This window comes from Streptomyces sp. NPDC047974, assembly GCF_040653375.1.
GTDB lineage: Bacteria > Actinomycetota > Actinomycetes > Streptomycetales > Streptomycetaceae > Streptomyces.
Map to the genome: position 1 here is coordinate 22,448 of NZ_JBEZNU010000046.1, position 13,853 is coordinate 36,300.

Annotated in this window: 16 protein-coding genes and 1 pseudogene; 7 read left to right on the forward strand and 10 right to left on the reverse strand. The window is 74.6% G+C overall.

Annotated features, from left to right (window positions below):
* The first annotated feature begins 60 nt into the window (after positions 1–60).
* The 4 genes from AB0E19_RS35505 (at position 61) to AB0E19_RS35520 (ending at position 3,859) form a co-directional block, all read left to right on the forward strand.
* Positions 61–294, forward strand: a complete 234-nt coding sequence (locus tag AB0E19_RS35505) for a hypothetical protein (RefSeq protein ID WP_169086049.1) — start codon at positions 61–63, stop codon at positions 292–294.
* A gap of 98 nt (positions 295–392) precedes the next feature.
* Positions 393–1,280, forward strand: coding sequence for an SURF1 family protein (locus tag AB0E19_RS35510; protein ID WP_362188277.1), 888 nt, complete (start codon positions 393–395; stop codon positions 1,278–1,280).
* Positions 1,281–1,314: 34 nt separating this feature from the next.
* Positions 1,315–3,099 (forward strand): glycoside hydrolase family 15 protein, encoded by a 1,785-nt coding sequence (locus AB0E19_RS35515; protein ID WP_362188280.1) that lies wholly within the window; start codon positions 1,315–1,317, stop codon positions 3,097–3,099.
* 4 nt (positions 3,100–3,103) lie between these two features.
* On the forward strand, positions 3,104–3,859 hold the full coding sequence (locus tag AB0E19_RS35520; protein ID WP_362188283.1) for an SDR family oxidoreductase: 756 nt from the start codon (positions 3,104–3,106) through the stop codon (positions 3,857–3,859).
* A gap of 58 nt (positions 3,860–3,917) precedes the next feature.
* Here AB0E19_RS35520 and amaP read toward each other — a convergent pair whose 3' ends face one another.
* The 5 genes from amaP to AB0E19_RS35545 are packed head-to-tail and all read right to left on the reverse strand — an operon-like array spanning position 3,918 to position 6,255.
* Complete coding sequence (gene amaP, locus AB0E19_RS35525; RefSeq protein ID WP_362188286.1) at positions 3,918–4,517, reverse strand: alkaline shock response membrane anchor protein AmaP; 600 nt, start codon at positions 4,515–4,517, stop codon at positions 3,918–3,920.
* 5 nt (positions 4,518–4,522) lie between these two features.
* Positions 4,523–5,197, reverse strand: coding sequence for a DUF6286 domain-containing protein (locus AB0E19_RS35530; protein WP_362188289.1), 675 nt, complete (start codon positions 5,195–5,197; stop codon positions 4,523–4,525).
* Positions 5,194–5,553, reverse strand: a complete 360-nt coding sequence (locus AB0E19_RS35535) for an Asp23/Gls24 family envelope stress response protein (protein ID WP_362188292.1) — start codon at positions 5,551–5,553, stop codon at positions 5,194–5,196. The genes AB0E19_RS35530 and AB0E19_RS35535 overlap by 4 nt, the downstream gene beginning before the upstream one ends.
* A gap of 6 nt (positions 5,554–5,559) precedes the next feature.
* The gene (locus AB0E19_RS35540; RefSeq protein ID WP_362188295.1) at positions 5,560–5,751 is read right to left on the reverse strand and encodes a hypothetical protein; all 192 of its coding nucleotides are present in this window, start codon (positions 5,749–5,751) and stop codon (positions 5,560–5,562) included.
* 48 nt (positions 5,752–5,799) lie between these two features.
* Entirely contained in the window at positions 5,800–6,255 is a 456-nt protein-coding gene (locus tag AB0E19_RS35545; protein WP_362188298.1) for an Asp23/Gls24 family envelope stress response protein, read from the reverse strand.
* Between the two features lie 91 nt (positions 6,256–6,346).
* Here AB0E19_RS35545 and AB0E19_RS35550 point away from each other — a divergent pair, with 91 nt between their 5' ends.
* Entirely contained in the window at positions 6,347–7,018 is a 672-nt protein-coding gene (locus AB0E19_RS35550) for a hypothetical protein (protein WP_362188301.1), read from the forward strand.
* A gap of 15 nt (positions 7,019–7,033) precedes the next feature.
* Here the strand turns inward: AB0E19_RS35550 and AB0E19_RS35555 are convergent, their stop codons facing one another.
* The 3 genes from AB0E19_RS35555 to AB0E19_RS35565 all read right to left on the reverse strand — a co-directional run bounded on the left by AB0E19_RS35555 (position 7,034) and on the right by AB0E19_RS35565 (position 10,108).
* Complete coding sequence (locus tag AB0E19_RS35555) at positions 7,034–7,834, reverse strand: enoyl-CoA hydratase/isomerase family protein (RefSeq protein ID WP_362188304.1); 801 nt, start codon at positions 7,832–7,834, stop codon at positions 7,034–7,036.
* A 132-nt stretch (positions 7,835–7,966) separates the two neighbouring features.
* Entirely contained in the window at positions 7,967–8,188 is a 222-nt protein-coding gene (locus AB0E19_RS35560) for a helix-turn-helix domain-containing protein (protein WP_006123601.1), read from the reverse strand.
* A gap of 321 nt (positions 8,189–8,509) precedes the next feature.
* A complete protein-coding gene (locus AB0E19_RS35565; RefSeq protein ID WP_360600777.1) occupies positions 8,510–10,108 on the reverse strand; it encodes an ABC-F family ATP-binding cassette domain-containing protein in 1,599 nt (532 codons plus the stop codon).
* A gap of 276 nt (positions 10,109–10,384) precedes the next feature.
* Between AB0E19_RS35565 and AB0E19_RS35570 the strand changes: the two genes are divergently transcribed.
* The gene (locus AB0E19_RS35570; protein WP_362188307.1) at positions 10,385–11,278 is read left to right on the forward strand and encodes a neutral zinc metallopeptidase; all 894 of its coding nucleotides are present in this window, start codon (positions 10,385–10,387) and stop codon (positions 11,276–11,278) included.
* A gap of 75 nt (positions 11,279–11,353) precedes the next feature.
* Positions 11,354–11,755 carry a VOC family protein gene (locus tag AB0E19_RS35575; protein WP_362188310.1) on the forward strand — a complete coding sequence of 134 codons (402 nt, stop codon included), beginning with the start codon at positions 11,354–11,356 and terminating at the stop codon, positions 11,753–11,755.
* Positions 11,756–11,808: 53 nt separating this feature from the next.
* On the opposite strand, the gene AB0E19_RS35580 is transcribed toward AB0E19_RS35575, so the two are convergent.
* Positions 11,809–13,194 (reverse strand): hypothetical protein, encoded by a 1,386-nt coding sequence (locus AB0E19_RS35580; protein ID WP_362188313.1) that lies wholly within the window; start codon positions 13,192–13,194, stop codon positions 11,809–11,811.
* A gap of 155 nt (positions 13,195–13,349) precedes the next feature.
* Positions 13,350–13,853: pseudogene (locus AB0E19_RS35585) on the reverse strand (hypothetical protein); the annotation flags it as partial.

Consider the following 13,853-nt stretch of genomic DNA (forward strand, 5'->3'; position numbering starts at 1 on the left):
CCGCCCCCGGAGGGCGCGCCGCGCGGCGCGCGCGGCCCCCGGGGCGCCACCCTGTGGCGCATGGCACGTTGTGAGGTCTGCGGAAACGATTACGGCATGTCCTTCGAGGTGCACGCGCAGGGCGCGGTGCACGTCTTCGACTGCTTCTCCTGCGCCATCCACCGCATGGCGCCCATCTGCGAGCACTGCCGGGTCCAGATCATCGGACAGGGCGTCGAGGCCGACGGGAAGTGGTACTGCGGTGCCCACTGCGCCCGCGCCGAGGGGAAGGCGGGCATCGTCGACCGGGTGTGAGCCCCCGGTCCCGTGACGAAGAAACGATCCTGGACGGGTGGCGCCGGTCACCCGACCCGGTGTGCGGACACCTCACGCCCGTGTCGTACGGTCGTGGGGTGTACCGCTTCCTGTTGTCCCGGCAGTGGGTGATCCTCACCCTCGTCGCCCTCGTCCTCATCCCCGTGATGATCGAGCTGGGTTTCTGGCAGTTCCATCGGCACGAACGCCGGGTCGCCCAGAACTCCCTGATCGCGGACAACCTGAAGGCCGCGTCGGTCCCGGTCGAGGAGCTCACCTCCCCCGGCCACGTCGTCCCCCGCGCCGACTACTGGCGCCAGGTGACCGCCACCGGCACCTTCGACACCGCGCACGAGGTCGTCGTCCGCCGCCGCACCTCCTCCGACGACCGGGTCGGCGCGCACGTCCTCACCCCGCTGGTCCTGGAGGACGGCCGGATCGTCCTGGTCAACCGCGGCTGGGTGCCCGGCGCCGCCAACCAGCGCGACTACCCCGAGGTCCCGCCCGCCCCCCGGGGCCTGGTCACCGTCACCGGCCGGCTCAAGGCCGACGAGACCACCGGTGCCAGCGGCATCAAGGACCTCAAGGGCCTGCCGGACCGTCAGGTGATGCTCATCAGCAGCGGCCAGCAGGCCGAACTCATCGGCCGCGAGGTGCTCGGCGGCTACATCGAGCAGACCGCGCCCTCCTCGGCCAGCGGCTCCCCCGAACAGATCCCCGAGCCCGACCACGACTCGATCGGCGCGCACATGGCGTACGCCGTCCAGTGGTGGCTCTTCGCCGCCGGCGTGCCGGTCGGCTGGCTCGTCCTCGTACGCCGCGAGAAGCGCGACCGCGAGACCGGGACCACCGCCGACGGCGGGACCACCGGGGGCGGCGGGGACGGCGGCGGGTCCGGGGACGGTGACGGCACCGGGGACGGCGGGTCCGGGGACGGCGTCCCGCAAGAGGACGGCGACGCGATCCAGGCCACCTCGCCCCGCTGATTGACCGCCGTCGCTTCCGGGAACAGCCCAGAGCGTGACCCGACGCATCGACGACTACGCCCTGATCGGCGATCTCCAGACCGCCGCGCTCGTCGGACGCGACGGTTCCATCGACTGGCTGTGCCTGCCCCGCTTCGACTCCGCCGCCTGCTTCGCCGCCCTCCTCGGCGACGAGGACGACGGCCACTGGCGGATCGCCCCGCAGGGCTCCACCACCTGCGCCTCCCGCCGCTACCTCGACGACTCCCTGGTCCTGGAGACGCTGTGGGAGACCCGCACCGGCACCGTCAAGGTCACCGACTTCATGCCCCAGCGGGACCGCGCCCCGGACGTCGTCCGGATCGTCGAGGGCGTCCGCGGCCGCGTCGAGATGAGCGCCGTGCTCCGCCTCCGCTTCGACTACGGCTCGATCGTGCCGTGGGTGCGCAGGTCCGAGGGGCACCGCGTCGCGGTCGCCGGGCCCGACGCCGTCTGGCTGCGGAGCGAGCCGCAGGTCAAGACCTGGGGGCAGCAGTACGCCACCTGCTCCTCCTTCACCGTCACCGCCGGCGAACGGGTCGCCTTCGTCCTCACCTGGCACCCCTCCCACGAGCGGCGGCCCGCCCTCGTCGACCCCTTCGAGTCCCTGGAGCACTCGCTCGCCGACTGGCGGGAATGGGCCGGCCGCTGCGCCTACCGGGGGCCGTACCGGGACACCGTGATCCGCTCCCTCATCACTCTCAAGGCGCTCACCTACGCCCCCACCGGCGGCATCGTCGCCGCCCCCACCACCTCCCTGCCGGAGGAGATCGGCGGGGTGCGGAACTGGGACTACCGGGCCTGCTGGCTGCGCGACTCCTCCCTCACCCTCGGCGCCCTGCTCGCCGCCGGATACGCCGACGAGGCCGCCGCCTGGCGCGACTGGCTGCTCCGCGCGGTCGCCGGCGACCCGGCCGACCTCCAGATCATGTACGGCCCGGCCGGCGAGCGGCGGCTGCCCGAGACCGCGCTGCCCTGGCTGCGCGGCTACGCCGACTCGGCCCCGGTACGGATCGGGAACGCGGCCGTGGAGCAGTTCCAGCTCGACGTCTACGGCGAGGTCATGGACACCCTGCACCTCGCCCGGGAGGCGGGCATCCCCGCCGAGCGGCACGCCTGGAACCTCCAGCTGAGCCTGCTCGGCTTCCTGGAGTCCCACTGGCGCGAACCCGACGAGGGGCTGTGGGAGGTCCGCGGCCCCCGCCGCCACTTCACCCACTCCAAGGTGATGGCCTGGGTCGCCGCCGACCGGGCGGTGCGCACCCTGGAGGCGGACCCCTCGCTGCCCGGCGAGCCGGGCCGCTGGCGGGCGCTGCGGGACGAGATCCACGCCGAGGTGTGCGACCGGGCGTACGACCCCGGGCGGAACACCTTCACCCAGTCGTACGGTTCGGCGGAGCTCGACGCCGCCACGCTGCTCATCCCCCGGGTCGGTTTCCTGCCGCCGGACGACCCCCGGGTGGTCGGCACGGTGGACGCGGTGCGCGCCGGGCTGACCCACCGGGGCCTGCTGCGCCGCTACAGCCCCGACTCGGGCGCGGTCGACGGGCTGCCCGGGCGCGAGGGCGCCTTCCTCGTCTGCTCCTTCTGGCTGGCCGACGCCCTGCGGATGACCGGGCGCCCCGCCGAGGCCCGGGAGCTCTTCGAGCGCCTGGCGGCGCTCACCAACGACGTGGGGCTGCTCGCGGAGGAGTACGACCCGGTCGCACGCCGCCAGCTCGGCAACTTCCCGCAGGCCTTCAGCCACATCGGCCTGGTGGGGACGGCACTCGCGCTGGCCGGGGACGAGACGGCAGGATAGGCCCATGGATCTTGGACTGAAGGACCGCGTGTACGTCGTCACCGGCGCGACCCGGGGGCTCGGCCGGGCCACCGCGGAGGCGCTGCTCGCCGAGGGCGCCCGGGTGCTGGTCACCGGCCGCGGGGAGGAGGCCGTCGCGGCGGCCGTCGCCGAGCTGGGCGAGGGCGCGGCGGGGCTCGCCGCCGACAACGACGACCCGGAGACCCCGGCCCGGCTGATCGCGGAGGCCCGCGCCCGGTTCGGCGGCCTCGACGGCGTCCTCGTCAGCGTCGGCGGCCCGCCGCCGGGCTTCGCCGCGGACAACACCGACGAGCAGTGGACGGCGGCCTTCGGCACCGTCTTCCTCGGCGCGGTGCGGCTCGCCCGTGCGGCGGCCGAGACGCTGGGCGAGGGCGGCGTGATCGGCTTCGTCCTGTCCGGCTCGGTGCACGAGCCGATCGCGGGCCTGAGCATCTCCAACGGGCTGCGCCCCGGGCTCGCCGGCTTCGCCAAGTCCCTCTCCGACGACCTGGGCCCGCGCGGGATCCGGGTGGTCGGCCTGCTGCCGAGCCGGATCGACACGGACCGGGTGCGGCAGCTCGACGCGCTCTCCGGCGACGCGGAGGCCTCCCGCGCGGCGAACGAGGCGAGGATCCCGCTGCGCCGCTACGGCACCCCGGAGGAGTTCGGCCGGACCGCCGCCTTCCTCCTCTCCCCCGCCGCCTCCTATCTGACGGGCGTGATGCTGCCGGTGGACGGCGGCGCGCGGCACGGCTTCTGAGCCTGGGCCCGTCCGGCCACGGTCCGGGGCCCGTCCGGCCACAGTCCGCCGGTCGGCCCTAGGTCACCCGGCGGGCGTGGTGCTTGACCGCCCGGAGCCGGGCCTCGGTGGGCAGGGCGGCGAGGCCCGCGGAGGTCCGCGCGCGGGCCAGCGCCTCACCGCCGAGCCCGGCCAGCGCCTCGCCCGGGGAGGCGTACGGCTCCAGGAGGAGCGCGATGCGGGTGCGCGGGGCGGTGCGGCGGCCGGTGAGGGCGACCCGGGCCTGGGCGACGCCCTCCTGCGCGGTGGCGTCCGCCTCCAGGACGCTCTCCAGGGCCCGGCCGCGGAGCACGGCGGCGTCGCCGTCGCCGGTGTCGACGAGGACCTCGGCGAGCCGGGCCCGGCGGAACTGGGCGATGAGCCACCACAGGGCGAGCAGGACGAGGACGCCGAGGACGGCGATGACCGTCGGCCACCACCAGCCCTCCTCGCGCCACCGCTGCCGGCGGGCGGCGGTCAGGAGCACGTCGTCGGGGCCCGACCAGGGCCACCAGGACGGTACGGGCAGGTCGAGGCCGGCGGCGAGGACGGCGCCGCCGACGAGGACGAGGAGCAGCCCGGCCAGGCCGAGCAGGACGCGGTTGACGCGCCGCAGGACGGCGGTGACGGGTGCGTGCACGGGCCTCACCCCTTCTTGGACGGGCGGTCCACCCGTACGGTCAGCGCGGGTCTGCGGGCGAGCCCGAGCTCCTCGACGCCGGCGGCGAGGACGGACTCGACGTCGGCGCGGACGTCGTCGAGCGGGCGGAAGTGGGAGACGGCCCGGACGCCGACCTTGGCGCGGCCGACCCTGACCTTCACGGACTGGACGCCGGAGACCTCCATGGTCCGGTCGCGCAGGGCGAGCGCGGCGGCCTCCCGGTCGAGTCCGGCCCGGACGTCGGGGTGGGTGCGGCGCATCGGCAGCACCTTCCGCAGGCCGGGGGTGGACGCCAGGACGAGGAGCCAGACGCCGAGCAGCACGGTGACGCCGGCGGCGGCGAGGGTCCCGGTGTCGTCGAGGGGCCGGGTCGCGAGGTCGTCGGCGAGCTCGCGCCGCCAGCTCATGGCGGTCCGGTCGGCCCGGACGGCGGCCACGTCGTAGAGCAGCAGTCCGGCGCCGCCGAGGACGACGGCGGCGAGCAGCGCGGCGGGGATCCGCCGGACGGCCCAGAAGCGCCGGACCCGTTCGCCTTCCGCGCCGCGGCCCTCGTCGCCGTCGTGGTCGCCGAGGACGGGGACGGGGTCGGGGACGGGGTCGGGTACGGGACCGGCCGCGGGATCGGGTGCGGGGTCGGTGGGCTGTTCGGGTGAGGTCATGCCAGGCGGCCCTTCCGGGCGGCGGGCGCGGTGCGCGGGGAGTGGAGGCGCTCGACGTGGACGGCGACCTCGTGGACCTCCATGCCGACGAGATCCTCGACCCGGCCGCGGACCCGGGCCCGGACGGCCCCGCAGCGGCGGCCGACGTCGGTGGGGTAGTCGAGTTCGAGGCTGACCGAGATGCGGGCGGAGTCCCGGTGCACGACCACCGAGGCGTGCGGCCGGTGGCCGCCCGCCGGCACCCCGCCCAGGGCCTCCTTCGCGGCCTGGGCGGAGATCTTGGCGACCACCCGGTCGGCGATCGTGGTCGCGCCGCGCTCCCTGAGCGGCGGGCGTGCCGTGACGTCCGTGGGCACCCGCCGTCACCGCCGCCGGTCGCCGCGGTCGCGGCTGCGCAGCAGGTCGCCGGGAGCGAGATCGCCGTCGAGGAGGCGGCCGGCCACGAAGCCGACCGCGCCCAAGGCCGCGACCAGAAGAAACGCCCCGAAGCCGCCGAAGTATCCGGCGAAGCCGAGACCCATGCCGGCCAGCAGGCCGACCACCGCCATGCTCATGCTGAACCCCTTTCCGGGCCCTGCGGGTCCGTGTGCCGTGCCGGGCGGCTACTGGAGCCGGGACTCCGGCTCGTCTTCCTCTTCGTCGGGCAGCTTCACGTCGCTGACCGCGATGTTGACCTCGACGACCTCCAGGCCGGTCATCCGCTCCACGGCCGCGATGACGTTCTCGCGGACCGCTCCGGCGACGTCGGCGATGGAGACGCCGTAGTCGACGACGATCTCCAGGTCGAGGGCGGTCTGCACCTCGCCGACCTCGGCCTTCACGCCCCGGGTGACGCTCGCCTTGGCGCCGCCTCCGCCGGGCACGCGGTCGCGGACGGCGCCGAAGGTGCGGGAGAGCCCGCTGCCCATGGCGTGGACGCCGACGACGTCGCGGGCTGCCATGCCCGCGATCTTCTCGACCACGCCGTCGGCGATGGTGGTCCGGCCCCGGGTGGCCGCCGCGCCGGCGCCCTTCCGGGTGACCGGGGTGGGCTCCCCGCTGCGTTCGCTGTCCGTCATGATTAAGCCCCTTTCAGGATATTTCGGGGTTCTTCGCCCACACTAAGGGCGGTTACCCGATGCCGCTCCGGGGATACGGCAGGCTGGGGCAATGACCACGGGTGACGGTTGGACGACGGCGGTGCGCGAACGACTGGCGCCGGGCAGGCTGCTGCCGCTCGGCACGGCGGCGGACGGCGCGTGGCTCGCGGAGCGCGCGGCCCGGGAGGCGCTGGGCCGGGCGGTGACGGGGGTACGGGACGCGGTGCCGGGCGCGCTGCGGATCGGCGCGGCGGGGGCCGCCGGGGACCCGGGCCCGTTCCCGGTGCCGCCGGGCGGGCTGCCGGCCGGGCCGCTGCGGATCGAGGCGGAGTTCGCCGCGGTGGCGGGCGGGCGCTCGCTGCCGGAGACGGCGGAGGAGGTGCGGGTGCTGCTGCTCGCGGCGGCGCGGGGGCTCGGCCTGGCGGTGACGGAGGTCGACCTGCGGGTGACGGACCTCCTGGAGGAGGCGCCCGCGCCGGAGCCCGCTCCCCCGGCACCCGGCCGGACCTCTCCGGCGACGGACGATCCGGTGGCGCTCGCGGTGCTGCGGACTCCGGGCGTGGCGGCGGTGACCGACGCGCTGGGCCCGCCGGTGCACCGGACGCCGGAGGCGGTCCGGGTGGAGTGCGCGGTGACGTCGGACCGACCGGTCGTGGAGACGGCCCGGGCCGCGCGCGGGGCGGCGGCCGCGGCGGCCCCGGAGGGCGCCGCGGTCACGGTGGTGGTGACGGAGGTGCGCTAGGTCCCGGGCGGGGCGTCAGTCGCCGAGGCCGGCGAGGTCGCGGAGGCGGCGGGCCTGGGCGGCGCGCTCGGCGACGCGCTGCTCCTCGTAGGAACGGCCGGCGGCACCCTGGAGCAGCGCCTTGGTCTCGACGACCGCGTCGCGCGGCGCGGCGAGGAGGGCGGCGCTCAGGTCCCGTACGGCCGCGTCGAGCTCGTCGGCGGGCACGGCGATGTTGGCCAGGCCGATGCGCTCGGCCTCCTCGGCGTGGACGAAGCGGCCGGTGGCGCAGATCTCCAGCGCGCGGGCGTAGCCCACGAGGGAGACGAGCGGGTGCGTGCCGGTGAGGTCGGGGACGAGGCCCAGGCTGGTCTCGCGCATCGCGAACTGCACGTCCTCGGCGACGACCCGCAGGTCGCAGGCGAGGGCGAGCTGGAAGCCCGCACCGATGGCGTGGCCCTGGACGGCCGCGATGGACACGAGGTCGCTGCGGCGCCACCAGGTGAACGCCTCCTGGTACTCGGCGATGACCGCGTCGAGGTCCGCGTCGGACCCGCGCGCCATGTCGAGGAAGGACGGCTCTCCGTCGAAGCCCTCGGGCGTGAAGGCCTGTCGGTCGAGTCCGGCGGAGAAGGACTTGCCCTCACCGCGCAGGACGACGATCCGCACGCTGCCCGGCAGTGACCGGCCGGCTTCCGTCAACGCCCGCCACAGAGCGGGAGACTGGGCGTTGCGCTTCGCCGGGTTGGTCAGGGTCACCGTGGCAACGGCGTCCTCGACGGTGAGCCGTACACCGTCCTTGTCGAAGACGAGCTGGGGGTCGTCGGGCGTGGTCATGGGGCGCCTCCGGTTCCGGTGCAGCACTGCATCCGATGCTAAGTGACTGCACAGTAACCACCCGGCCGGTCGCAGGACCGACCGGGTGCCCACCGGGAGGTTCCCGGTGGACCGGTCGAGCCGCCCCCGGCGTCAGGCCGAGGCTGCCTTCTTGCCCCGGGTCGCGCCGCCGCGACCACGCAGCGTCACTCCGGATTCGCTGAGCATCCGGTGGACGAATCCGTAGGAGCGGCCCGTTTCCTCGGCCAGCGCCCGGATGCTCGCTCCGGAGTCGTACTTCTTCTTCAGGTCTGCCGCGAGCTTGTCGCGCGCGGCGCCGGTCACCCGGCTGCCCTTCTTCAGAGTCTCGGCCACCCGTGCCTCCTCATGGGAAGTGCGCTCTGGACTTCTCATGATCACCCCTCCCCGGCATCCTGGCCACCCATTCGACAAGGTCCGTCCTGCCGGGTTTGCGGACGAGTACGGCGTCCTCATGATCGGAAGCCGACATTCCGCACGGCCGGATCGCATCCCTCGAAGGAGTGGATCAAGGGACTGCCAGGTCAGGCACGTCGAGGGAACAAACGTACGACGCGAGCCCTGCCGGAAGGATTCGGCAGAGGCCCGCGCCGGGGGTACGAGACCTTCTCACTCAGATGACGGATCCGGCGATGAGCCGAATGATCCAGTCGCGGCTCAGGCCAGCGCGACCAGGTCCGCGTAGTCCGGGCCCCAGAGGTCCTCGACGCCGTCCGGGAGCAGGATGATCCGCTCCGGGTCGAGCGCCTCCACGGCGCCCTCGTCGTGGGTGACCAGGACGACCGCGCCCTTGTAGGTGCGCAGCGCGCCGAGGATCTCCTCGCGGCTGGCCGGGTCGAGGTTGTTGGTGGGCTCGTCGAGCAGCAGCACGTTGGCCGAGGAGACGACCAGGGTCGCCAGGGCGAGCCGGGTCTTCTCACCGCCGGAGAGCACCCCGGCGGGCTTGTCGACGTCGTCGCCGGAGAAGAGGAAGGAGCCGAGCACCTTGCGGACCTCGACCAGGTCGAGGTCGGGCGCGGCGGAGCGCATGTTCTCCAGGACCGAGCGCTCCGGGTCCAGGGTCTCGTGCTCCTGGGCGTAGTAGCCGAGCTTGAGGCCGTGGCCCGGGGTGACCTCGCCGGTGTCGGGCTGCTCCACCCCGCCGAGGAGGCGGAGCAGGGTGGTCTTGCCGGCGCCGTTGAGGCCGAGGATGACGACCCGGGAGCCCTTGTCGATGGCCAGGTCGACGTCGGTGAAGATCTCCAGGGAGCCGTACGACTTGGACAGGCCCTCCGCGGTGAGCGGGGTCTTGCCGCAGGGCGCGGGCTCGGGGAAGCGCAGCTTGGCGACCTTGTCGGAGACGCGGACCGCGTCCAGGCCGGAGAGCAGGCGCTCGGCGCGCTTGGCCATGTTCTGCGCGGCGACCGTCTTGGTGGCCTTGGCGCGCATCTTGTCGGCCTGCGAGTTGAGGGCGGCGGCCTTCTTCTCGGCGTTCTGGCGCTCGCGCTTGCGGCGCTTCTCGTCGGCCTCGCGCTGCTGCTGGTAGAGCTTCCAGCCCATGTTGTAGACGTCGATGACGGAGCGGTTGGCGTCCAGGTAGAAGACCTTGTTGACGACGGTCTCGACCAGGTCGACGTCGTGGGAGATGACGATGAAGCCGCCGCGATAGGTCTTCAGGTAGTCCCGCAGCCAGACGATCGAGTCGGCGTCGAGGTGGTTCGTCGGCTCGTCGAGGAGGAGCGTGTCGGCGTCCGAGAAGAGGATCCGGGCGAGCTCGATGCGGCGGCGCTGACCGCCGGAGAGGGTGTGCAGCGGCTGGCCGAGGACCCGGTCGGGCAGTCCGAGGGCGGCCGCGATCGTGGCGGCCTCGGCCTCGGCGGCGTACCCGCCCTTGGTGAGGAACTCGGTCTCCTGGCGCTCGTACTGCTTGAGGGCCTTCTCGCGGGTGGCGCCGGCGCCGGTGGCGATCCGCTCCTCGTTCTGCCGCATCTTGCGGAGGAGGACGTCGAGGCCGCGGGCGGAGAGGACGCGGTCGCGGGCGAGCACGTCGAGGTCGCCGGTGCGCGGGTCCTGCGGGAGGTAGCCGACCTCGCCGGAGCGGGCGATCGTGCCGCCGGCGGGCTGGCCCTCGCCGGCCAGGCACTTGGTGAGGGTGGTCTTGCCGGCGCCGTTGCGGCCGACCAGACCGATGCGGTCGCCCTTGGCGACGCGGAAGGAAGCGTTCTCGATGAGGATGCGGGCGCCGGCGCGCAGCTCGATGCCGGAAGCGGTGATCACGGACAGACTCCAGGGCGGTGGGAAGACGGCGGAAGAGACGGCTGGTGGCGGGCTTCGGCGCCGCTAATGCACCCAGAGGAGAACGGCCATGCGGCCAGTCTAACGGGCTGATGCAACTGGTTTTCGGCCACACGGGCGACGGAGGACGGAGAGGGACTTTTCTCTCATCACTCAGTGGATCGCCTGAATCACTGACAAAAAGAGCGGAACGGTCGAGATCATTCGATACTCGGCGGAGGGCGGCGGTCCGGCCGCCGCGGCGACGCGGAGGTGACCGTGCAGTTCGACGACGACGCCCGTCTGGACACCTCCGAGGTGGAGGACGTCCGCGGCAGCCGCATCCCGGGCGGGAAGGCCACCGTCGGGGGCGGGATCATCGGCTTGATCGCCCTGCTCCTCGGCGTGTTCCTCGGGGTCGGCCCCGACCAGCTCGGGCTCTCCGGCGGCGGGGAGGACACGCCCGCGGCCAGCTCCTCCTCCGCGGAGCAGGTGAAGCGGGACTGCCTGAGCGGCGCGGACGCCAACAGCCGGCAGGACTGCCGGACGGTGGCCGTGGTCAACAGCGTCCAGGACTACTGGCGGGGCGAGTACGCCCGCCGGGGCGGCACCTACGCCCCGGCCTCCACCATCCTGTTCGACCAGCGGGTGAACACGGCGTGCGGCGCGGCGAGCTCGGCGGTCGGCCCCTTCTACTGCCCCGGCGACCGGAGGGTCTACCTGGACCTGGGCTTCTTCGAGGAGCTGCGGACGAAGTTCGGCGCCGGCGCCGGACCCTTCGCCCAGGCGTACGTGGTGGCGCACGAGTACGGCCACCACATCCAGAACCTGATGGGGACGCTCAGCCGCTCCCAGGACGGGCGGACCGGGGCGGACTCCAACGCGGTCCGCGTCGAGCTCCAGGCGGACTGCTACGCGGGCGTGTGGGCCCGGCACGCGACGAGCACCCCCGACGAGTCCATCGGCCGGCCCCTGCTCACCCGGATCGACGACACCGACATCCGGGACGGCCTGGACGCGGCGGCGGCCGTCGGCGACGACCGCATCCAGGAGCGTTTCCAGGGCCGGGTGACCCCGGAGAGCTGGACGCACGGCTCGGCGGAGCAGCGCCGGCAGTGGTTCCACACGGGCTACCGGACCGGCGACATGGCCCAGTGCAACACCTTCCGCTGAGCGGCCCGACGGACTGCAAGACTGTGCCCTAGGTCACATCTGACCGAGGGGGTCGATCGAGAGGGAGTGAGCGGGATGTCCGAGGCACCCGACATCTGTCCGGCGCTGACGTACCGGGACGCGAAGGCGGCGATCACGCTGCTCACCGAGGCCTTCGGGTTCACCGCCACCGCGGTGTACGAGGGCGAGGACGGGCTGGTGGCCCACGCCGAGCTGTCGTACGGGAACGGGACGGTGATGCTCGGCAGCTCGGGCACCGGCAGCGAGTTCGACAAGCTGATGGCCGGTTCCGGTCCGGTGGGCGTCTACGTCCGGGTCCGCGACGTCGACGAGCACCACGCCCGCGCCGCCGCCCACGGCGTGGAGATCCTCATGCCGCCCACCGACCAGGACTACGGCTCCCGCGACTACATGGCCCGTGACGGCGAGGGCAACGTCTGGAGCTTCGGGACGTACGCGCCCGGCGCGGCGGACTGATCCGGGGTCCGGCGGGGCGGGCGCCCGGAGGGGCGCCCGCCGGACCGGCGGCGTCAGAGCGTGCCGGTGTGGACCTGGAAGGCCGCGCGACGGACCGCCTTGGCCAGGGCCGGGTCCGGGTGGGCGGCGGCGAGGGCCACGAGCACCTGGACGGTCCTCGGGTGGCCCACCGCCCTGACCTCCTCCAGGAGGGCGGGCACGGTGCCCTGGACGGCCGAGTCCAGGTGACGGACGAGAAGCTCGCTCTCCCCGTGGTCGGCGACGGCGGCCGCGGTGTCCACCCAGAGCCAGGTCGCCTCCTCGCGGGTGAGGACCTCCGGGGCGTCGTCGGGGTCGGTGCCCTCGTACTCGGCGAGCCACAGCAGCGCGTAGGGGCGCAGCGAGGGCTCGGCGACCGCGGCGCGGACCTCCGCCTCGGCGGGGGCGCCGACGACCCGCAGCGCCTCGAAGGCGAGGCCGCGCAGCAGGGCGTCCTCGCCGCGCGCGGCGGCGAGGAGTTCGGCGACCGCGCCGGCCAGCGGGCGGGCGGCCAGCCAGGCGCGGTACTCGTCGCGGGCCGGACCCGGGGTGAGCCGGGCGCAGCCGCGGAGCATGTCGGCGGCGGACTGCTCGATGTTGCCGGCCGGACTCTGCGCGGCCACGCAGATCTGCTCCAGCTTGACCCACACCGCCCAGTTGCCGAGCGGGGTCAGGGTCGCGTGACGTCCCTCCGGGCCGGCCTCGCCGTCCAGGGTGAGCGCGCCGACCTCGGCGAGGCCCTCGAGGGCCCAGTCCAGCAGGGCGGGCAGCCGCTCGGCGGGGGGCGCGGGGTGGGCGGGCGCGCCGTCGCCGGGCACCTCGCAGCGCTCCTCGCGGAGCTCGTCGACGCGCTGGCCGAGGAGGTCGAGGAGGGCAGGGACGAGGACGGGGCCCTGGGAGAGCTGGAGCAGCGAGAGGACCTGCGGCACGGCCTCCACGACCTCGGCGACCGCGCCGGGCGCGACGCCCTCGGGTGCGGGGTGGACCAGCGACCAGGCGTCGAGGAGCGCGACCCAGCCGCGGAGCACGGCGGAGTCGTCCCGGTCCCAGGCCTGGAGCCGCCAGCCGGGGCGGACGGTGGCTCCGTGCAGCTCGACGAGGCCGGCGAGCCGGGCCCGGTCCCAGCCGGCCCGGACCCGATCCGGCGTCAGGTCGAGGGCGGCGGCGGCCTGTTCGGCGGTCGTCGCACTGGGGGCGGCGGCGGAGCCGGGAGCGGCGGAAGCGGAGGACGGCGAGGCCGTCGCCGTGCGCAGCCCCTGCTGGGGGCCGCGCGGGGCGGCGGCCCAGCGGGCGATCCGCACGGCGTCGGCGAGGACGAGTCTGGCCTGGCGGGCCAGTTCCGCGCGGGGCGGGGTGCCCTCGGGCGGCCTCGGGGCAGGCCGGGTGCGGCGCGTCGTCGCGGCCCGCCGTGCGGTGGCCAGCGAGCGCGGACGGACGAGGCGGAGTCTGGAGTTGCGCGCCAATGGTTCATCGGGCTTTCGAGACGTCACGGGGGCAGTCTTCCCGCTGACGGCCCGAAAGCCCAATCGGAATCCGCCGCGCCGTCGCGGACGGGGTGCCGGGGGCCGTGGGAGCGCTACATGAGGGGGGTCAGATAGCGGCGCAGGGCTTCTTCGTAGCGGAGGGGGTCCGCGTTCCACATCGCGGTGTGGGGGGCCTGGCGGACGGTCAGCAGGGTCACGAGGTCCGGGCGGCGCGCGGCGAGTTCGACGGAGCGCTCCCAGGGGGAGATCGTGTCGTCGGGGCCGTGTGCCAGGAGGACCGGGATGCGGAGGTCCGCCGAGTGGTCGGGGTGCGGGCCGGTGCGGCCGAGGGCGGCGCGGACGGCGAGCGGGACCAGCGGGCCCGGGACGCCCCGGGCGGCGGCGAGGTTGCGGACGGTGGCCTCCCAGTCGAGGACCGGGGAGTCCAGGACCAGACCGGCGATGCGGTCGCGCACGCCCGACTCGGCGGCGGCGCGCAGCGCCATCGTGGCGCCGGTGCCCCAGCCGTGCAGGACGATCTTGGAGGCGCCGCGGCGGACCGCGTACCGCAGGACCGCGTCGACGTCGCGCCACTCGGTGTCGCCGAGCTGGGCGAG